This is a genomic window from Escherichia sp. E14S1 (assembly GCF_004211995.1).
In the GTDB taxonomy this organism is placed as follows: Bacteria; Pseudomonadota; Gammaproteobacteria; order Enterobacterales; family Enterobacteriaceae; genus Escherichia.
Genome location: NZ_RHJQ01000015.1, coordinates 1 through 20,264, shown reverse-complemented (window position 1 = coordinate 20,264; position 20,264 = coordinate 1). Strand labels below are relative to the sequence as shown.

General features: G+C 50.0%; 19 protein-coding genes. 10 read left to right on the top strand and 9 right to left on the bottom strand.

Features of this window, described 5'->3' with window-relative positions; genetic code table 11:
* Positions 1-7 precede the first annotated feature (7 nt).
* Both ydeA and D9734_RS17440 read right to left on the bottom strand, forming a co-directional pair.
* Positions 8-1,198, bottom strand: coding sequence for an L-arabinose MFS transporter (ydeA, locus tag D9734_RS17445; RefSeq protein WP_130209249.1), 1,191 nt, complete (start codon positions 1,196-1,198; stop codon positions 8-10).
* Positions 1,199-1,286: 88 nt separating this feature from the next.
* Positions 1,287-2,168: a LysR family transcriptional regulator gene (locus tag D9734_RS17440; RefSeq protein WP_130209248.1), complete on the bottom strand. Its 882-nt coding sequence runs from the start codon at positions 2,166-2,168 to the stop codon at positions 1,287-1,289.
* 100 nt (positions 2,169-2,268) lie between these two features.
* Between D9734_RS17440 and sad the strand changes: the two genes are divergently transcribed.
* The 6 genes from sad (at position 2,269) to D9734_RS17410 (ending at position 9,368) form a co-directional block, all read left to right on the top strand.
* Complete coding sequence (gene sad, locus D9734_RS17435; RefSeq protein WP_130209247.1) at positions 2,269-3,654, top strand: succinate-semialdehyde dehydrogenase; 1,386 nt, start codon at positions 2,269-2,271, stop codon at positions 3,652-3,654.
* A 63-nt stretch (positions 3,655-3,717) separates the two neighbouring features.
* Entirely contained in the window at positions 3,718-4,644 is a 927-nt protein-coding gene (glsB, locus tag D9734_RS17430) for a glutaminase B (protein WP_130209246.1), read from the top strand.
* A complete protein-coding gene (locus tag D9734_RS17425; protein ID WP_001191034.1) occupies positions 4,644-5,003 on the top strand; it encodes a DUF4186 domain-containing protein in 360 nt (119 codons plus the stop codon). Before glsB ends, D9734_RS17425 begins: the two co-directional genes overlap by 1 nt.
* 138 nt (positions 5,004-5,141) lie before the next feature.
* Positions 5,142-6,560, top strand: coding sequence for a diguanylate cyclase (locus tag D9734_RS17420; protein ID WP_130209245.1), 1,419 nt, complete (start codon positions 5,142-5,144; stop codon positions 6,558-6,560).
* Positions 6,561-6,805: 245 nt separating this feature from the next.
* A complete protein-coding gene (gene uxaB, locus D9734_RS17415) occupies positions 6,806-8,257 on the top strand; it encodes a tagaturonate reductase (RefSeq protein WP_130209243.1) in 1,452 nt (483 codons plus the stop codon).
* A 196-nt stretch (positions 8,258-8,453) separates the two neighbouring features.
* Entirely contained in the window at positions 8,454-9,368 is a 915-nt protein-coding gene (locus tag D9734_RS17410) for a bestrophin family protein (protein WP_130209241.1), read from the top strand.
* 3 nt (positions 9,369-9,371) lie between these two features.
* On the opposite strand, the gene tam is transcribed toward D9734_RS17410, so the two are convergent.
* From tam to lsrA, 7 genes are read right to left on the bottom strand one after another with little or no spacing between them, the layout of a single operon-like run.
* Entirely contained in the window at positions 9,372-10,130 is a 759-nt protein-coding gene (gene tam, locus D9734_RS17405; protein ID WP_130209239.1) for a trans-aconitate 2-methyltransferase, read from the bottom strand.
* 56 nt (positions 10,131-10,186) lie between these two features.
* Positions 10,187-10,477, bottom strand: coding sequence for a (4S)-4-hydroxy-5-phosphonooxypentane-2,3-dione isomerase (gene lsrG, locus D9734_RS17400; RefSeq protein WP_130209237.1), 291 nt, complete (start codon positions 10,475-10,477; stop codon positions 10,187-10,189).
* Positions 10,478-10,500: 23 nt separating this feature from the next.
* Positions 10,501-11,376: a 3-hydroxy-5-phosphonooxypentane-2,4-dione thiolase gene (gene lsrF, locus D9734_RS17395; protein WP_000774178.1), complete on the bottom strand. Its 876-nt coding sequence runs from the start codon at positions 11,374-11,376 to the stop codon at positions 10,501-10,503.
* Positions 11,377-11,402: 26 nt separating this feature from the next.
* Positions 11,403-12,425 (bottom strand): autoinducer 2 ABC transporter substrate-binding protein LsrB, encoded by a 1,023-nt coding sequence (lsrB, locus tag D9734_RS17390; protein WP_130209235.1) that lies wholly within the window; start codon positions 12,423-12,425, stop codon positions 11,403-11,405.
* Between the two features lie 11 nt (positions 12,426-12,436).
* On the bottom strand, positions 12,437-13,429 hold the full coding sequence (gene lsrD / locus D9734_RS17385; RefSeq protein ID WP_130209233.1) for an autoinducer 2 ABC transporter permease LsrD: 993 nt from the start codon (positions 13,427-13,429) through the stop codon (positions 12,437-12,439).
* Positions 13,429-14,457: an autoinducer 2 ABC transporter permease LsrC gene (gene lsrC / locus D9734_RS17380; protein ID WP_130209231.1), complete on the bottom strand. Its 1,029-nt coding sequence runs from the start codon at positions 14,455-14,457 to the stop codon at positions 13,429-13,431. Before lsrC ends, lsrD begins: the two co-directional genes overlap by 1 nt.
* Entirely contained in the window at positions 14,451-15,986 is a 1,536-nt protein-coding gene (gene lsrA, locus D9734_RS17375) for an autoinducer 2 ABC transporter ATP-binding protein LsrA (protein WP_130209229.1), read from the bottom strand. The genes lsrC and lsrA overlap by 7 nt, the downstream gene beginning before the upstream one ends.
* Positions 15,987-16,234: 248 nt before the next feature.
* On the opposite strand from lsrA, the gene lsrR reads away from it, so the two are divergent.
* From lsrR to D9734_RS17355, 4 genes are all read left to right on the top strand, one after another.
* Positions 16,235-17,188 carry a transcriptional regulator LsrR gene (lsrR, locus tag D9734_RS17370; protein ID WP_130209227.1) on the top strand — a complete coding sequence of 318 codons (954 nt, stop codon included), beginning with the start codon at positions 16,235-16,237 and terminating at the stop codon, positions 17,186-17,188.
* A 78-nt stretch (positions 17,189-17,266) separates the two neighbouring features.
* Positions 17,267-18,859: an autoinducer-2 kinase gene (gene lsrK / locus D9734_RS17365; protein ID WP_130209225.1), complete on the top strand. Its 1,593-nt coding sequence runs from the start codon at positions 17,267-17,269 to the stop codon at positions 18,857-18,859.
* Positions 18,860-19,224: 365 nt separating this feature from the next.
* On the top strand, positions 19,225-19,491 hold the full coding sequence (gene hipB / locus D9734_RS17360; protein WP_130209223.1) for a type II toxin-antitoxin system antitoxin HipB: 267 nt from the start codon (positions 19,225-19,227) through the stop codon (positions 19,489-19,491).
* Positions 19,491-20,264: HipA N-terminal domain-containing protein (locus D9734_RS17355; protein WP_130209221.1), on the top strand; the 774-nt coding region annotated here is incomplete at its 3' end. The genes hipB and D9734_RS17355, both read left to right, overlap by 1 nt.

Below are 20,264 nucleotides of genomic sequence, written 5' to 3'. Positions count from 1 at the left end.
CTTTCAACTATTGTGTCTGTTCCTCGAGTTTCACTGGCCAGCGGCGGAATATGACGATTGACCATATTAACGCAGCGAGAGCAGGCACCGCGCCAACATAGCCAATCATCGACATCGACCAGTGAAGACTCACCTGATTACCCACCAGCGCCCCGGCGCCGATACCAATATTGAATATCCCCGAAAATAGCGCCATCGCAACGTCGGTAGCATCCGGTGCCAGCGCCAGCACTTTTACCTGCATCCCAAGGCCGATGATCATCATCGCAATCCCCCAGAAAACGCTCAGTACGCCGAGGTGCATCTCACTGTTCGCCGCAGGTAACAGTAACGCCAGGCACACCAGCAATAACGCAATTGCCGCACTCACCAGCGTAGACGCATACTGATTGCCGAGTTTGCCGAAAATCACGCTACCAATAATGCCTGCGCCTCCGAGCATTAACAGCAATGCTGTAGCAAAATTGGCACTGAACCCAGCTACGTTTTGCACAAAAGGCTCAATATAGCTGTATGCCGTGTAATGCGCGGTAACCACCACTACCGTCAACAAATATATGCTCATCAATGCCGGGCGGCGGAACAGCTGCGGAAGACTTTTCAACGACCCGGAATGCTCGCTGGGGAGTAATGGAAGTAACTTAATCAGGTATAGCAGGGTGATAAGCGCTCCAATACCAATGGCAAAAAACGTCGTTCGCCAGCCGAAATATTGCCCCACAATTCGACCAATGGGTAAACCTAATACCATTGCCAGTGCTGTACCGGTAGCGATTAAACTCAACGCCTGCGCTCGTTTACCTGCTGGCGCCATGCGAATCGCCAGAGACGCCGTTATCGACCAGAAAATAGCATGTGCGAAAGCAACGCCGATTCGGCTGATCACCAGAACGGTAAAGCTCCACGATAAAAATGACAGCACATGGCTGGCAATAAACACCACAAACAGGCAGATCAGCAATTTGCGGCGTTCAACCTGACTGGTCATTAGCATAAAAGGCAATGACATTAGCGCTACTACCCATGCATAAATGGTCAACATGATGCCGACCTGAGCAGTTTGCATGTGAAAACTTTGCGCAATGTCAGAAAGCAGGCCAACAGGGACAAATTCGGTAGTATTGAAGATGAAGGCGGCTACTGCCAGCGTAACTACCCGTAGCCACGCCACTTTGCGGGAAACAGTGTTTGTTGTCATAACAGATTATCGGGTGAGTTGCGAAAAGGTGATGAAATGATCTTAAAACGGTTAATGATGTGAATACAATGACTTTGTGATCCACATCTCATTTTGCCGCTTCATGCTGTTCCAGCGATGTGTCAAGCAGTTCAATAAACGCCTCAAGCTGACGAGTCTTCGCGCCACGACGCCAGACCAGCCATGTCGTTAACCAACGCCATTGCTCACCTAATGGCCAGGCTTCTACCTGATGATGCCCCGGCATACTTTCCAGCATGGAGCGAGGAATAAGCGCAATTCCCGCTCCGGCGATTACACAGGCCAGCATACCGTGATATGACTCCATCTCATGAATTGTCCCCGGCGCTGCGCCGTCGGCATGAAACCAGCTCTCAAAGTGGCGGCGATACGAGCAGTTAGCGCGGAAGGCATAGATATTACAACCATTAACCTGACTGGCGCGGGTAACGGGAGTATGTCCTTGCGGCGTAACGATCATCAACTCCTCGCGGTACACCGGCATCCCGTCAATGGCTGTATGGTTAATCGGACCATCAATAAATGCCGCATTCAGTTTTCCCTCAAGTACACCGTCCAGCATAGTTCCGGAAGGGCCAGTGGAAAGGGAAAACTGAATTTTAGGATAACGACGGTTAAATTCTGCCAGTGTAGCTGGGATGCGTACCGCTGCGGTGCTTTCCAGCGAACCGAGAGAAAACAAGCCTTGTGGCTCATCGCCAGCGACAACGCTCCGCGCTTCATCCACTAACGCGAGAATTTGTTGGCTATAGCGTAAAAAGTTATGCCCGGCAGGCGAGAGACGTAAACGCTGATTCTCGCGAATAAACAGTTCAACGCCGAGTTCTGTTTCCAGCTGGCGGATACGGGTAGTCAGGTTAGATGGCACACGATGCACTTTTGCTGCCGCCTGGGTAATGCTGCCAGCCTCGGCAACGGCGTTAAACATCTCCAGTTGGGTCAGATCCATAGCATTCTCAATTCGTGAACAAGTGACTTAATATTATTCATTTTCACGAAAGAGTAAATCTGCGTATCTTCACACCATAACTCACGAAGGAGATACCCGGATGACCATTACTCCGCTTACCCATGCTATTTCAATAAATCCAGCCAATGGCGAACAACTTTCTGCACTGCCGTGGGCTGGCGCTGACGATATTGAACACGCACTTCGGCTCGCGGCGGCAGGCTTTCGCGACTGGCGCGTAACAAACGTAGATTATCGCGCAGAAAAACTGCGTGATCTCGGTAAGGCTTTGCGCGCCCGTAGCGAAGAGATGGCGCAAATGATCACTCGAGAAATGGGGAAACCGATCAAACAGGCGCGTGCCGAAGTGGCGAAATCGGCAAACTTGTGCGACTGGTATGCAGAGCATGGTCCGGCAATGCTGAAGAGCGAACCTACGCAGGTAGAACATCAAGCGGTTATTGAATATCGTCCTATGGGGACGATCCTGGCGATTATGCCGTGGAACTTTCCGTTATGGCAGGTGATGCGAGGGGCTGTTCCCATTATCCTGGCAGGTAACGGTTATTTGCTTAAGCATGCGCCAAATGTGATGGGCTGTGCACAGTTAATTGCTCAGGTCTTTAACGATGCAGGTATCCCACAAGGCGTATATGGCTGGTTGAATGCCGACAATGACGGTGTAAGCCAGATGGTTAAAGACCCGCGCATTGCTGCGGTTACCGTCACCGGAAGTGTCCGTGCGGGAGCAGCCATTGGCGCGCAGGCTGGGGCGGCGCTGAAAAAATGTGTGCTTGAACTGGGCGGTTCCGACCCGTTTATTGTGCTTAACGATGCCGATCTGGACCTGGCCGTGAAAGCCGCGGTTGCCGGACGTTATCAGAATACCGGGCAGGTTTGTGCAGCAGCAAAACGCTTTATCCTCGAAGAGGGGATTGCCTCTGCATTTACCGAACGTTTTGTGGCGGCGGTATCGGCGTTGAAAATGGGCGATCCGAGTCATGAGGAAAACGACCTCGGACCGATGGCGCGTTTCGATTTGCGAGATGAGCTACATCATCAGGTTGAAAAATCACTGGCACAGGGCGCCCGTCTGTTACTCGGAGGGGAAAAGGTAGCAGGCGCAGGAAACTACTATCCGGCAACGGTTCTGGCAGACGTCACGCCAGAAATGACCGCGTTTCGTGAAGAATTGTTTGGACCCGTCGCGGCAATCACCATTGCGAAAGATGCTGAACATGCGCTTAAACTGGCTAATGACAGCGAGTTTGGACTTTCTGCAACCATTATTACCTCTGATGAAGCACAGGCGAAACAAATGGCAGCACGTCTGGAATGTGGAGGGGTGTTTATCAATGGTTTCAGCGCCAGTGATGCACGGGTAGCGTTTGGCGGTGTGAAGAAGAGCGGCTTTGGTCGTGAACTTTCCCATTTTGGGTTACATGAGTTCTGTAATATCCAGACAGTATGGAAAGACCGGATCTGACGTCACATATTTAGCTCTGTTATACTCGCAGGTCTTTTCAGACCTGCGAGCAAGGAGCAGAGAGTGGCAGTCGCCATGGATAATGCAATTTTAGAAAACATTTTGCGGCAAGTACGTCCGCTAATTGGTCAGGGGAAAGTCGCGGATTATATTCCGGCACTGGCAACGGTAGAGGGTTCCCGACTGGGCATTGCTATCTGTACCGTTGACGGGCAGCTTTTTCAGGCCGGAGACGCGCAAGAGCGTTTTTCAATTCAGTCTATTTCCAAAGTGCTCAGCCTCGTTGTTGCAATGCGTCATTACTCCGAAGAAGAGATTTGGCAACGTGTGGGCAAAGATCCGTCGGGATCGCCATTCAATTCCCTGGTGCAACTGGAAATGGAGCAGGGTATTCCACGAAATCCTTTTATTAATGCCGGTGCGTTGGTGGTCTGCGACATGTTGCAAGGGCGATTAAGCGCCCCACGGCAACGTATGCTGGAAGTGGTGCGTAGACTAAGCGGCGTGTCTGATATTGCCTACGATACGGTGGTAGCGCGTTCAGAGTTCGAGCATTCTGCGAGAAATGCGGCGATAGCCTGGCTGATGAAGTCGTTTGGCAATTTCCATCATGATGTGACAACAGTACTGCAAAACTACTTTCACTACTGTGCACTAAAAATGAGCTGCGTTGAGCTGGCCCGAACGTTTGTCTTTCTGGCAAATCAGGGGAAGGCTATTCATATCGATGAGCCGGTGGTAACGCCAATGCAGGCGCGACAAATTAACGCGCTGATGGCAACCAGTGGTATGTACCAGAACGCGGGCGAGTTTGCCTGGCGGGTGGGACTTCCGGCGAAATCTGGCGTTGGTGGCGGTATTGTGGCGATCGTCCCACATGAAATGGCCATTGCGGTCTGGAGTCCGGAACTGGATGACGCAGGTAACTCTCTTGCCGGTATTGCAGTACTTGAACAATTGACGAAACAATTAGGACGCTCGGTTTACTAATGCAGTCTCTTGATCCACTCTTCGCGCGTTTATCCCGTTCAAAATTTCGCTCCCGCTTTCGTTTAGGTGTGAAGGAGCGTCAGTATTGTCTGGAGAAGGGCGCGCCGGTTATCGAACAACATGCGGCGGATTTTGTCGCTAAACGTCTTGCCCCGGCCTTACCTGCGAACGATGGCAAGCAAACTCCCATGCGCGGGCATCCGGTGTTTATTGCCCAGCATGCTACAGCAACATGTTGTCGCGGCTGTCTGGCTAAGTGGCACAACATTCCGCAGGGTGTTTCGTTAAGTGAGGAACAACAACGTTATATTGTGACGGTTATCTACCACTGGCTGGTTATTCAGATGAATCAGCCATAAGAATGTCAGATTTCGACAAAGCCGTATCGGATTAATATCTTTATTTGTCACCGCTGCCAGTGAACATGCTATTCTTTATGAGAATTTACTTATTGCGTTAAAATAATTGCAGCCTGCAATTGTATGGACAGATAATTAATGCGTGTACTCCCCATCTCAACTTTCCATTTGTTCCTGGAAGGCCATTTGCTACGTAATAGCATCGCGATTTTTGCGCTAACCACGCTGTTCTATTTTGTTGGTGCAGAGTTACGTCTGGTTCATGAACTCTCTCTCTTCTGGCCGCTGAATGGTGTGATGGCAGGGGTTTTTGCCCGGTATGTCTGGCTCAATCGGCTGCATTACTATGCAATCAGTTACGTGGCAATGATGGCTTATGATGCGATGACTACCGAATGGGGTTTAGTTTCACTGGTCATCAACTTGTCCAATATGATGTTTATTGTGACCGTGGCTCGGTTAGTGCTGAGGGATAAGCGACTGGGGAAAAATAAGTATGAGCCAGTAAGTGCCTTACGCTTGTTTAATTATTGCCTTATAGCCGCATTATTATGCGCAATTGTCGGGGCGGTTGGTTCAGTAAGTATTGATAGTCTGGATTTCTGGCCCTTACTTGCTGACTGGTTTAGCGAACAGTTTTCGACGGGCGTGTTAATTGTTCCGTGTATGTTGACGCTGGCGATCCCCAGGGCGTTGCCACGCTTTAAAGCAGAACAGATGATGCCGTTTATTGCGCTCATTGTATCGGTCATTGCCTCGGTAGTTATTGGCGGTGCGGGGAGTCTGGCGTTCCCATTGCCTGCATTGATCTGGTGTGCGGTACGCTATACCCCGCAGGTAACGTGTTTGCTGACTTTTTTGACGGGCGCGGTGGAGATCGTGCTGGTGGCAAATTCGGTGATAGATATCGCCGTCGGTTCGCCGTTCTCTATCCCACAAATGTTCTCCGCTCGTCTGGGGATTGCTACCATGGCAATTTGCCCAATCATGGTTTCCTTTAGCGTGGCGGCAATTAACTCGCTGGTTAAGCAAGTTTCTCTGCGTGCCGATTTTGATTTTCTCACCCAGGTTTACTCGCGCTCAGGTCTTTTTGAGGCATTAAAAAATCCGTCACTACAACAGACACAACATCTGACGGTGATGCTGCTTGATATCGACTATTTCAAAAGCATAAACGACAACTATGGTCATGAATGTGGCGATAAAGTTTTAAGCGTGTTTGCCCGGCATATACAGAAGATAGTTGGTGATAAAGGGCTGGTGGCGCGGATGGGCGGCGAAGAATTTGCTGTTGCAGTGCCTTCAGTGAATCCAGTGGATGGTCTGCTGATGGCGGAAAAAATCCGTAAAGGCGTAGAAATGCAACCGTTTATCTGGCAACAAAAAACGCTTTATTTGACGGTTAGCATTGGTGTCGGAAGTGGGAGTGCAACATTTCGTACGTTAATCGATGATTTCAACAAACTGATGGTAGAAGCCGATACTTGTCTTTATCGCTCGAAAAAAGACGGGCGAAATCGAACCAGCACTATGCATTATGGCGAAGAAGTTGTCTGACAGGTTGTGATTTTTTGGCGGTGAACATCTAATTTGTTCTACCAATTTTGTCATTTCCCATTTTTACCGGAAATCATGATTACAAGCTTTCACTTTCCGGAACCTTGACCAACAGCACATTTTTCGCCAAAAAACGTGAATTGTTCGCCGCGAGTTGATCAAAACAGGGGTTCAGCGTATCAAAGTTTGCTAACCTGTCGTACCAATTCAAACAGGTTGTATGACTAATCAAAAGGGAACCCATTGTGAAAACACTAAATCGTCGCGATTTTCCCGGTGCACAGTATCCAGAACGTATCATTCAGTTTGGTGAAGGTAACTTCCTGCGTGCCTTTGTCGACTGGCAAATTGATCTCCTGAATGAGCACACCGATCTGAATTCTGGTGTGGTCGTAGTTCGTCCGATTGAAACTTCATTCCCGCCGTCACTGAGCACTCAGGATGGTCTGTACACCACCATCATTCGTGGTTTGAATGAGAAGGGCGAGGCGGTCAGCGATGCGCGTCTGATTCGTTCTGTTAATCGTGAAATCAGCGTCTACAGTGAATACGATGAATTCCTGAAACTGGCGCACAACCCGGAAATGCGCTTTGTTTTCTCTAACACCACCGAAGCAGGTATCAGCTACCATGCAGGCGACAAATTTGATGACGCGCCAGCGGTAAGCTATCCGGCAAAACTGACTCGCCTGTTGTTCGAACGTTTTAGCCATTTCAACGGTGCGCTGGATAAAGGTTGGATTATCATCCCGTGTGAACTGATCGACTATAACGGCGATGCGCTGCGTGAACTGGTTCTGCGCTACGCGCAGGAGTGGGCGCTACCAGAAGCATTTATTCAATGGCTGGATCAGGCTAATAGCTTCTGTTCAACGCTGGTGGACCGTATCGTTACCGGTTATCCGCGTGATGAAGTGGCGAAACTGGAAGAAGAACTGGGGTATCACGATGGTTTCCTCGATACCGCTGAACACTTTTACCTGTTTGTAATTCAGGGGCCGAAATCTTTAGCGACTGAACTGCGTCTGGACAAATATCCGCTCAACGTGCTGATTGTTGAAGATATTAAACCGTATAAAGAGCGCAAAGTGGCAATCCTCAACGGTGCACACACCGCGTTGGTGCCAGTTGCGTTCCAGGCAGGGCTGGATACTGTAGGCGAAGCGATGAACGATGCTGAAATTTGCGCATTCGTTGAGAAAGCCATCTACGAAGAAATTATTCCAGTACTGGATTTGCCACGTGATGAACTGGAATCTTTCGCCAGTGCGGTAACCGGGCGTTTCCGTAACCCGTATATCAAACATCAGCTGCTTTCCATCGCGCTCAACGGTATGACCAAGTTCCGTACCCGAATTCTGCCTCAGTTGCTGGCAGGGCAGAAGGTGAACGGTAAACTTCCGGCCCGACTGACCTTCGCGCTAGCGGCATTGATTGCATTCTATCGTGGAGAACGTAACGGGGAAGCGTATCCGGTACAGGATGATGCCCACTGGCTGGAACGTTATCAGCAGCTCTGGAGCCAGCATCGTGACCGTATCATCGACACCCAAGAGCTGGTCGCTACTGTGCTGGCAGAAAAAGACCACTGGGAACAGGACCTGACGCAAGTGCCTGGCCTGGTCGAACTGGTTGCTAATGACCTGGATTCCATTCTGGAAAAAGGGATGCGCGAAGCTGTACGTCCGTTGTGCTAATACTCTGAACCCGGTTTCGACCGGGTTTCTTATTTCACTATATTAGTTACAACATCCTATGTGCCTTTATCATTAACAGGTGCCACATGCAGCACCTGTTAATGTTGTAAGCTTGTAGGTAATTTGTAAGTAGTATCTTGAGAATGTGATCGTAATCACGTTTAATAGGGCGACTTTTCCACGCCTGAAGATAACCATGATTGTTCGTCCACAACAACACTGGCTGCGCCGTATTTTTGTCTGGCACGGTTCAGTATTATCCAAGATATCCTCGCGCTTACTACTCAATTTTCTCTTTTCTATCGCTGTTATTTTCATGCTGCCCTGGTACACGCATTTGGGCATCAAATTCACCCTCGCACCGTTCAGCATTCTCGGTGTCGCCATCGCCATCTTTTTGGGTTTTCGTAATAACGCCGGTTACGCCCGTTACGTTGAAGCGCGAAAACTTTGGGGGCAGTTGATGATTGCTTCACGGTCGTTACTGCGTGAGGTAAAAACGACATTGCCAGATTCGGCAAGTGTAAGGGAGTTTGCCCGACTGCAAATCGCCTTCGCCCACTGTTTACGCATGACGTTACGCAAACAACCACAGGCGGAAGTGCTGGCACATTATCTCAATGCCGAAGATCTTCAGCGTGTACTGGCTTCAAACACTCCAGCCAACCGTATCTTGTTAATAATGGGGGAGTGGTTGGCGGTTCAGCGACGCAATGGACAACTTTCAGATATTCTGTTTATTAGCCTCAACGATCGGCTTAATGATATTTCAGCGGTTCTGGCAGGCTGCGAGCGCATTGCCTATACGCCAATTCCCTTTGCCTACACCCTGATTTTGCATCGTACCGTTTATCTGTTTTGTATCATGCTGCCGTTCGCGCTGGTCGTGGATCTGCATTACATGACGCCTTTTATCTCTGTGCTGATTTCCTACACCTTTATTTCGCTGGATTGTCTGGCGGAAGAACTTGAAGATCCGTTCGGTACAGAAAACAACGATTTACCACTGGATGCCATCTGCAACGCTATTGAAATTGACCTGTTACAGATGAACGATGAAGCAGAAATTCCAGCGAAAATTCTTCCCGATCGCCGTTACCAGCTGACGTGATAATTACTCCGTACGTCGGGCAACAATAAAAAGTCGCGGGAATGCCAGCAGTATCTGCCCGTTCTCCTGGAGTGGATACTGCTCTTCCAGCATCTGATGGTAGCGCGTAAGAAAATGCTGCTGTTCGCTCTCAGTCAGATCCTGCAACCACGGGCGTAATCCGGTTGCGGTCACCCAGTCAATAATCGCCTGGTGCGACGGCATCTGGTGATAGTAAGTGGTTCGCCAGATATCAATCTCGCATCCGGCTTCGCTCAAAATATCGTAATAAGCATGAACGCCAGCCAGCGGCTCACGCCCGCGATCTGGATAATTTTGTTCCCAGGCGACTTCGCGCATCAGCACATGGGTCGGCTCCAGCCAGTTATCTGGCATCTGTACTGCCAACACACCATGGAGATTAAGTAATGAAACCAGATGAGGAAACAATTCGTAGTGGTCGGGCAGCCATTGCAGTGAGGCATTAGCAAAAATCAGATCGAGTGCCTGTTTCGGTTGCCAGTTGCGGATGTCTGCTTCCACAAACTGACATTTTGGAAGAGCACTGCGCGCTTCGGCAATCATCGCCGGAGACGAGTCGATGCCCGTTATCCTGGCCGCAGGCCAACGTTGATGCAGCAGGGCGGTGCTGTTACCTGGGCCACAGCCAAGATCGGCAACGTATTCGACATTCTCCAGCGGCACTCTGGCAAGCAGCTCCATCGCCGGACGCGATCGTTCAGCGGCAAAGTGCAGATATAAAGAGGGGTTCCAGTCAGACATTTTTTTACTCCCGTCAGCGCGTTACCCCAATTGTAGATAAAACTGATGAATTCGCCTCACGGCATCAACCCATTGAACACACGTTTTTTACGCGGCCCGGTCATTAGCGCTTCCAGTTTCGCGACACAGGTTTTGTAGTGGGGCGTAGTTTTATGGAACGCCACTGCGTCTTCATCTTTATAGGCTTCGTAAATATAAAAGCGCGAATTTACTTCCGGGTCCTGTAAGACATCGAAGCGTAAATTACCTTCTTCCTGTACCGAACCCAGGTGGTTCTGGCGAAAGACCTCGATAAACTCGTCAACCTTGTCTTCATGAACGTTAATTTCAACCAGTGTGACGTGCATGATTCTTCTCCTTAAATCCGCAGTTACTGTTTTTCACTCAGATAGAGTTCATATGCCCGATCAGCCGTTTCGTTATGGTGTACCACCGCCTGTACGGCTTTCATCATCGCCACCGGATGGTCTGACTGGAAAATATTTCGCCCCATATCCACACCAGAAGCGCCCTGATCGATAGCCTGCCAGCACATTTCCAGCGCTTCGCGCTCCGGTAATTTTTTACCGCCAGCAATAACAATAGGTACCGGACATCCGGCAACAATCCGTTCAAAACCTTTATCGACATAATAGGTTTTGATAATTTGCGCCCCCATTTCAGCGGCGATTCGAGTCGCGAGCGAGAAATAACGCTGATCGCGCACCATATCTTTGCCCACGCCAGTGACTGCCATGGTCGGCATTCCCACTTTCATTCCAGCATCGACCAGCTGAATAATATTTTTGATCGACTGATGTTCATATTCGCTGCCGATATAAACCTGCGCCGCCACCGCACAACTGTTCAGGCGCACGGCGTCATCCATCGATAACGCCACTGCTTCATTACTTAATTCCGCAAGGATAGAGTTCGCACCTGACGCCCGCAGTACCACTGGCTTATTGGTCGCGGGTGGCACCACGCTGCGCAAAATACCGCGTGTACACATTAATACATCGGCATGTTCAAACAGTGGGGCGATATTTATATCAATGCGTTCAAGTCCGGTAGTCGGCCCCTGAAAATAACCATGATCAAAGGCCAGCATCACGGTTTTACCCGTTTTCGGATTAAATATCCGCGATAAACGAGACTGCATTCCCCAGTCCAGAGCACCGCAACCTTTGAGGGTAAAAGGGATATTTTGTTGCGGTTGATCGGTGCGAAAATCTTTACCATCTTTAATATCGTCTAAATCTGCCATAACTTACTCCGGTTAAGTAATGCACATCAGAAATCGTATTTGCCGATATTTTCTTTATTGAAAACCACGCGCTCCGGTAACAGTACAATGCCATTACCATCCGCTTCGTAGTCATAGCCCTGAACGCTGTTTGGCGAGACTTCCACCTGACCTACGCCCTGAATATCCAGCTTGTCGCCCGTTTTCATTGCACCTTTTTTCAATAATGCATCTGCGACATAGACCGAAATTTTGCCTTGCTGAACCACATCCCACAGGCCAAACTCTTTCACCGTGCCGCGCTCTACATACGGACGCATCACATTTGGCGTACTGAATCCGACAATCGCAACTTTGTCATTTTTCAGGTTTTCTGCGGCTTGTGCGGCAGCGGGCAGGGCGTTGGCATCGGGGGCGATAATGACATCGAGATCGCTATAGGCTTTTAATATCCCTTCCGCAGTTTGTAATGACTTGGTGGCATCGTTATAGCCAAACTGCGTAGTGACAATTTCCCAGCCTGGATGTTCTTTGGCGATTTTCGCTTTCGCTTCTTTCACCCACTGGTTTTGGTCCGTCACTGTGGGGCTGGAGTAGAAAAACGCGACTTTGGCTTTGTCTTTATTTACCTGGCGCGCCGCCATATCCACCAACATACCTCCCAACTGGGCGGGCGTTCCCTGGTTAATGTAGTAAGAACGGCACTCCGGTTTGGTGTCAGAATCCCAGGTAAGTACTTTCACCCCACGTTGCATGGCGCGTTTCAGTGCCGGGCATAAACCATCTGGTGAAACCGCAGAAACGATAATGGCGTTATATCCCTGATTGACGAAGTTATTAATCAACTGTACCTGACCAGAAACACTGGGTTCTGTCGGCCCGTCGTAGGTCACATCAACGCCCAACTCTTTACCAGCTTGTTGTGCGCCGTTGCCACCGCTGGTAAAAAATCCCACGCCAACCAGTTTGGGAATAAATGCAATACGCTCTGCGGCCTGCACATTCATAGAGATTGCGGCAATGCCAAGGGCGCTAAGTAAGGCGATTTTCTTAAAGCGATGAAGTGTCATGAAGATATCCTTTATGGCAATGGGTTATTGGCCCGACGCGCCAGCCACTCTTTAATTTGCTGGCGATGCAGGCTAACGGAACGACCAACGACAACGACGATAAGCAGCGCACCGGAAAGGGCGCTGGACACCTGATTTGGCACTCCTGCCATTTGCAAACCTTGTTGCAAATATCCCACTAATAAAACCGCAATGGCGGTGCCGATAATGGAACCGGAGCCACCATAAATATTGGCACCGCCGAGCACCACTGCGGTGATGGCGGGCATCAGAAACGACGCACCGAGATCGGAACGCGCGGAACCAAAATACGACACTAGCAGCACAGCGGCGACCGCAGACGCCAGCCCTGTCATGGCATAGAGCGCACATAAGGTACGGTTAACTGGAATCGCGCTATAAACCGCCACGCGTGGGCTTTGCCCAATCAAAAACACGTTACGTCCGGCATGGGTTTTATGCAGCCACAGCCAGAAAACGAGGAGACATATCAGGAAGATAATCAGCGGAACAGGGAGTCCCAGCACATCCAGGTTAGCGAAATCAGTAAACGCCATCGGGAATCCACCAATACCTTCGTACCCTGTCGCTCCGGCCATCCCGGAAAGCAGCAGAGCGCTTCCGGCAAACAGATACAGTGTGCCAAGCGTAATCACCAGCGGGTTAACTTTGGTATAGATGATTAATCCGGCGTTGATCAGCCCGCACAATGCGCCGAGCAGTAATGTCAGAAGAATCGCCAGTGGCATCGGCACACCACTTTGAAACAGTACGCCCAATGCAATGGCGCAGAGGCCGATGGTCGAACCAAACGAAATATCGATCCCGCCACTGACAATCACCATCGTCAGCGGTAGGGCGACAATGCCAATGCAGATAAAGTCACTGGTGCTGAACAGCAACATATTGAGATCTAACATCCGCGAGTTAATTGCACCAAATGCGACGATCTCAATAACGAGCAGTGCGGCAAGGGCCAGTTCCCAACCGTAGCGAATACGCATTACGCGGCCTCCCGTTTTTTACCTGACGAAGCGGGTTTAACGGATGGCGGTTGCGTCATAAAGCGGGCATATTTTTGCCGCCGCAGATTACGTTCCAGCGCGCAACGCAGGCGTCCATCAAACACCAGCACCGCCAGCAGAACCAGGCCCGCGATAAAATCATTCCACCATGCCGGAATGCGCAACAGCACCAGTACGCTATCGATCTGCGTCAGGAACCAGGCGCCGAGCACCGCTCCGATAATCGCGCCGGAACCGCCGAGCAAACTAATGCCGCCCAGCACGCAGGCAGCGATAGCTTTCATTTCCAGCCCGGTGCCGGTCTGATTAGGGATAAACCCAATCTGCGAAGCAAACACAATCCCCGCCAGTGCCGCCATGCAGCCGTTCAACGAAAATGCCACAATCCGAATGGCTTCTGTACGAACGCCCAATTGACGAGCGCCCTGTAAATTATCGCCCGTGGCATAAAAACTGCGTCCAAACGCCGTCTTCGCCAGCAGCCAGGCCATAAATGCCACCAGAATTATCGTCAACCAACCAATCGCGGAAACGCCAAACAGTAGCGGGGCGGAGAGTTGTTTCAGTTCGGCGGGTAACCCTTCAATCCATTTACCGCCAGTCCACAGCAGCATGATGCCTCTGTACAATCCTAATGTACCGAGCGTAGCGACAATGGCAGGGATCTTTAGCCACGCGACCAGTACACCGTTGAAAAATCCCGCGAGCAAGCCGAGCAGTAACGTCGCGACACAAGCAACAGGCAGTGAATACCCCGCGTTCAGTAATATCCCCAACAGCACCGCGCACATACCCGTAATTGAGCCTACCGAAACATCAATATTGCGCGTCAGCATCACCAGCGTCGCGCCCATCGCCAGCAGGATCAAGATTTGTGCGCTGCTATAAACCATGGTCAGCGTTTGCAGACTTAAATACTGACGGTCGAGAAAACCTGGCAACAAAAACAGCAGCACCACCGCCAGCAGTGCCGTGATTTCACGGTTGTTCTGAATAAACTTCAGCATGACGCCTCCTGACGCTGACTATCGCCGAAGGCAACGCGCATAATGGTCTCGACATTAATATCGCGCCCGGTCAGTGCCGAGTGGGTAATTTCACCCTGATGCATCACATACACGCGGTCAGCCATCAGTTCGATCTCTTCCAGATCGGAGGAAATAAGCAGCACGGCCACATTTTGTGCGGCGATGCTGCGCAACAGCTGGTAGATATCATTACGCGCCGAGACATCCACGCCGCGCGTCGGCTCATCAACAATCAATACTTGCGGCGAAGCTTCCAGACATTTGGCAATCAGGATTTTTTGCTGGTTGCCACCGGATAAAGTTCGTGCAGCTTGTTCCGATTCGTTAAATTTAATATTCAGCGCGCGACGATATCGTTCCAGTGTGGCGTTATCTTTCGCGGTTTTTGCCCAGAATCCGCGTTGATTATGGGTGAGGGCGCAAACGTTCCACGCCAGCGAAGCATCGAGATTCAATCCTGAGGACTGGCGATCTTCTGGTAGATAAACCAGACCGCAATGCAAACGTTCTCCGGTAGATAATTTATTGATCTCTTTACCATTCAACATGATGCACCCGCCACGCAAAGGCCGCAGACCATATAACGTTTCTGCCAGTTCAGTGCGCCCGGCCCCCACTAGCCCAGCCAGGCCAAGAATTTCTCCGGCATTCAGCGTAAAACTGACATTCATAAAACCTTCGCCAGTCAGATTTTCCAGCGCCAGTACCGATGTTCCAGCTGCATGTTGTGGGCGATTACCGGGCAACTCCAGCCATAACTTTTGACTGGCTGAGAGAGATTTTTCCCGCGTTGCTGGCGTAATGGCCTGAATGATGTCGTCGGTAGACAGCTCACTGGTTTTGCCACTTAACGCGATAGTTCCGTCGCGCATCACGCTAATCCGATCGGCAATCTGGCGAATTTCCGGCAGCTTATGTGAGATAAAAACAATACCCACGCCAGTGGCGAGTAGTTCCCGCAAACGGCCAAACAAGCGTTCGGTTTCCGCAGGGGTAAGCGACGCTGTAGGTTCATCGAGAATAAGAATTTGCGAATCGCGCATCAGACCGCGCAGGATTTCCACCATTTGGCGGTCGGCAACATCCAGTGAGCCCGCCAGACTATGCAGATCAAACTGGCAGCCCAGCGCCGCCAGCAAGTTCTTCATTTTCTGCATAGAAAGCTGTTTTTTTGCCAGCCCATACAGGATGTTTTCTTTTATCGACAGACTTGGGAAAAGCAGCGGTTCCTGGGGAACGAGATAAATACCTAGCTGATGAGCATAAACTGGCGTTAATCTGGCGTAATTGTTGCCTCCAATCTCCAGCGTACCGCTATCAGCAGGGGTAATACCGGCGATGATTTTCATTAGCGTCGATTTACCCGCGCCGTTACCGCCGAGCAGGGCGTGGACTTCCCCCTGATGCAACGTAAAATCGATGCCTTTCAGGACATTAACCCCTGAATACTGTTTATAAACCGAGCGGGCGCAAAGTAGCGGTAACGCGCGGGTATCACTCGTTTGCATATTTCCCCCATTCAGTTTTGCAGGTGAGTTTTGAACAAATGTATTTTTACTTTTAATTTGTTCATAACCTTAGGTGGCTATTGCGCATAATTCCGACGAATAGATCACAATTTATGCTATTTTGATTTTTATGGTTGCGTTTGTTCATTGCTGTTTGACCAAACTGTGGTGGTTATCACAGATATAAGCGCGCAATAACTGAACAATTGCATTAAAGATTTAAATATGTTCAAAGTGAAGAATGAATTATGACAATCAACGATTCGGCAATTTCAGAACAGGGAATGTGCGAAGAAGAACAGGTCGCGCGGATCGCGTGGTTTTACTATCACGACGGGCTGACCCAGAGCGAGATTAGCGATCGCCTAGGGCTAACGCGTTTGAAAGTGTCGCGGTTACTGGAGAAAGGGCATCAGTCCGGCATTATTCGCGTGCAGATTAATTCTCGCTTTGAAGGCTGTCTGGAATATGAAACGCAATTACGTCGCCAGTTTTCATTACAGCATGTGCGGGTGATCCCTGGACTCGCAGATGCAGATGTCGGCGGGCGCTTAGGAATCGGCGCAGCGCATATGTTGATGGGATTGCTCCAGCCACAGCAAATGCTGGCGATTGGCTTTGGCGAGGCAACGATGAACACGCTGCAACGCTTAAGTGGGTTTATTTCGTCACAGCAAATCCGCCTGGTCACGCTCTCCGGTGGTGTCGGCTCTTATATGACAGGCATCGGGCAACTTAACGCAGCGTGCAGCGTCAACATCATTCCGGCGCCATTACGGGCATCTTCGGCTGAAATTGCCCAAACGCTGAAAAATGAAAACTGCGTCAAAGATGTCCTGTTAGCCGCACAAGCTGCGGATGTGGCCATTGTCGGCATTGGCGCAGTGAATCAAAAAGAGAATGCGACGATTATTCGCTCCGGTTATATCAGCCAGGGCGAACAGTTAATGATTGGTCGAAAAGGGGCCATTGGCGATATTTTAGGTTACTTTTTTGACGCTAAAGGTGACGTTGTCACGGATATCAAAATACATAATGAACTGATTGGCTTACCTTTAACCGCGATGACAACTATTCCAACTAGAGTAGGTGTCGCAGGGGGCGAAAATAAAGCCGAAGCGATCGCCGCTGCGATGAAAGGCGGCTACATCAACGCGCTGGTTACCGACCAGGATACTGCCGCTGCGATTTTACGTGGTTAATTTAGCATCACCTTATTACCGGGAACGATGGAGAACGTATAGAGGAACAGACAGAACGCTTAAGCCGAGGATAATCTAATGGCTCGACTCTTTACCCCTTCAGAATCAAAGCATTACCTGATGGCGCTGGACGCAGGCACCGGAAGTATTCGGGCTGTGATTTTCGACCTGGAAGGCAATCAAATCGCGGTAGGACAGGCGGAGTGGCGGCATCTGGCAGTACCTGACGTTCCCGGTTCAATGGAATTTGATCTGAATAAGAACTGGCAACTGGCGTGCGAATGTATGCGCCAGGCGTTACATAATTCTGGTATCGCGCCGGAATATATTGCAGCCGTTTCGGCATGTTCGATGCGCGAAGGTATTGTTTTATATAACAATGAAGGAACACCGATCTGGGCCTGCGCCAATGTGGATGCCAGAGCGGCGCGGGAAGTCAGCGAACTTAAAGAACTGCATAACAATACCTTTGAAAACGAAGTTTATCGCGCGACCGGACAAACGTTGGCTTTAAGCGCCATTCCCAGATTACTTTGGCTGGCGCATCATCGTTCTGATATCTACCGACAAGCGTCGACCATCACCATGATCAGCGACTGGCTGGCCTATATGCTCAGCGGCGAACTTGCGGTGGATCCCTCTAACGCTGGCACCACGGGACTTCTTGATCTAACCTCCCGTGACTGGAAACCTGCATTGCTGGATATGGCCGGACTGCGGGCTGATATTCTTTCTCCTGTCAAAGAAACCGGCACATTGCTGGGCGTGGTAAGTTCACAAGCTGCGGAACTTTGCGGCCTGAAGGCTGGCACTCCGGTGGTCGTGGGAGGAGGGGACGTACAGCTTGGTTGCCTGGGATTAGGTGTAGTGCGCCCGGCACAAACTGCCGTACTTGGCGGCACATTCTGGCAGCAAGTTGTAAACTTAGCCGCGCCGATGACAGACCCAGAAATGAACGTGCGCGTTAATCCCCATGTTATTCCTGGCATGGTACAAGCTGAATCTATAAGCTTTTTTACCGGACTCACCATGCGCTGGTTCCGCGATGCTTTCTGTGCCGAAGAAAAACTGATTGCCGAACGTTTAGGTATCGACACTTACACGCTGCTGGAAGATATGGCCAGCCGGGTGCCACCTGGGTCGTGGGGCGTGATGCCGATATTCTCCGACAGAATGCGCTTTAAAACCTGGTATCACGCTGCGCCTTCTTTTATTAACTTATCCATTGACCCGGATAAATGTAACAAAGCGACGTTGTTCCGCGCGCTGGAAGAAAATGCGGCGATTGTATCGGCGTGTAACTTGCAGCAAATTGCTGATTTCTCGAATATTCATCCTACATCGCTGGTCTTTGCAGGCGGAGGTTCAAAAGGGAAATTATGGAGTCAAATTCTCGCTGATGTCGCGGGATTACCCGTTAATATTCCGGTGGTCAAAGAAGCCACTGCATTAGGATGTGCCATTGCAGCTGGCGTCGGTGCCGGGATTTATTCATCAATGGCAGAAACTGGAGAACGTCTTGTACGCTGGGAACGGACGCATACACCAGACCCGGAAAAGCATGAACTTTATCAAGATTCACGCGATAAGTGGCAGGCTGTATATCAGGATCAACTGGGGCTGGTTGATCACGGACTGACGACATCGTTATGGAAAGCGCCTGGGTTATAGTTTTATTGACAGCCACATCCTGATAACCGTGGCTGTTAATTTTTGAGTATCGGTATTCCTATTTCTTTTCTTTATTAGGATTAGGTGATAACGGCTGGGCATGCCGGGAGTGAAATATATCTGCTAAACCGTATCAAGCCGCATGCCGAAGATGGTATGCGGTTTAGTATTGACGACTTTAGTCAGCAACCTCAAATGGCACATCAGCGCCGTTTTTTAATCCTCCATTTTATCCGCGATCGCGGATATCGCAGCGTTTATCCTGTATAGCGGATAAAATGCGTTTACAGATTGACTTTATCCTCACTAAGGGATAAAACTGACAATATCCCCTTGAGCGGATAAACTTCTTGTGGACGTATGGCATGATGAGCTTTCCGATGATCTATAGCCCAACGCAATTAGCGAATGCAATGAAACTGGTTCGTCAGCAAAATGGCTGGACGCAGAGCGAGCTGGCGAAAAAAATCGGCATTAAGCAGGCGACGATTTCGAATTTCGAGAATAATCCCGATAACACCACGCTGACGACATTTTTTAAGATATTACAGTCACTTGAACTCTCAATGACGCTATGCGACACGAAAAACGCTGCGCCAGAATCAACAGGACAGCAAGATCTGGAGTGGTAATGCCTAAACTTGTCACTTGGATGAACAACCAGCGGGTAGGCGAGTTAACGAAGTTGGCCAATGGCGCGCACACTTTTAGGTATGCGCCGGAGTGGTTAGCCAACCGTTATGCCAGGCCGTTGTCGCTATCGCTGCCATTGCAGAGGGGGAATATCACCTCTGATGCTGTGTTTAACTTCTTCGATAACCTGTTACCCGATAGCCCGGTTGTACGCGACCGGATCGTTAAACGTTATCATGCTATATCCAGACAACCGTTTGATTTATTGTCAGAAATAGGGCGAGACAGCGTTGGCGCCGTGACGTTATTACCAGAAGATGAAGCCGTAACGCACCCGATAATGGCATGGGAAAAGCTTACTGACGCCAGACTTGAAGAAGTATTAACGGCTTATAAAGCAGATATTCCGCTAGGCATGATAAGAGAAGAAAATGACTTTCGCATCTCGGTTGCTGGCGCGCAGGAAAAGACCGCGCTGCTCAGAATGGGCAATGACTGGTGCATTCCGAAAGGAATAACGCCAACGACGCATATCATTAAATTACCGATTGGTGAAATCAGGCAGCCCAACGCGACGCTCGATCTCAGTCAAAGCGTGGATAATGAATATTACTGTCTGCTGCTGGCGAAAGAACTCGGGTTGAATGTTCCGGACGCAGAAATCATAAAAGCGGGTAGAGTGCGCGCGTTAGCGGTCGAACGCTTTGACAGGCGCTGGAATACTGAACGAACGATTTTACTTCGCTTGCCACAGGAGGATATGTGTCAGACA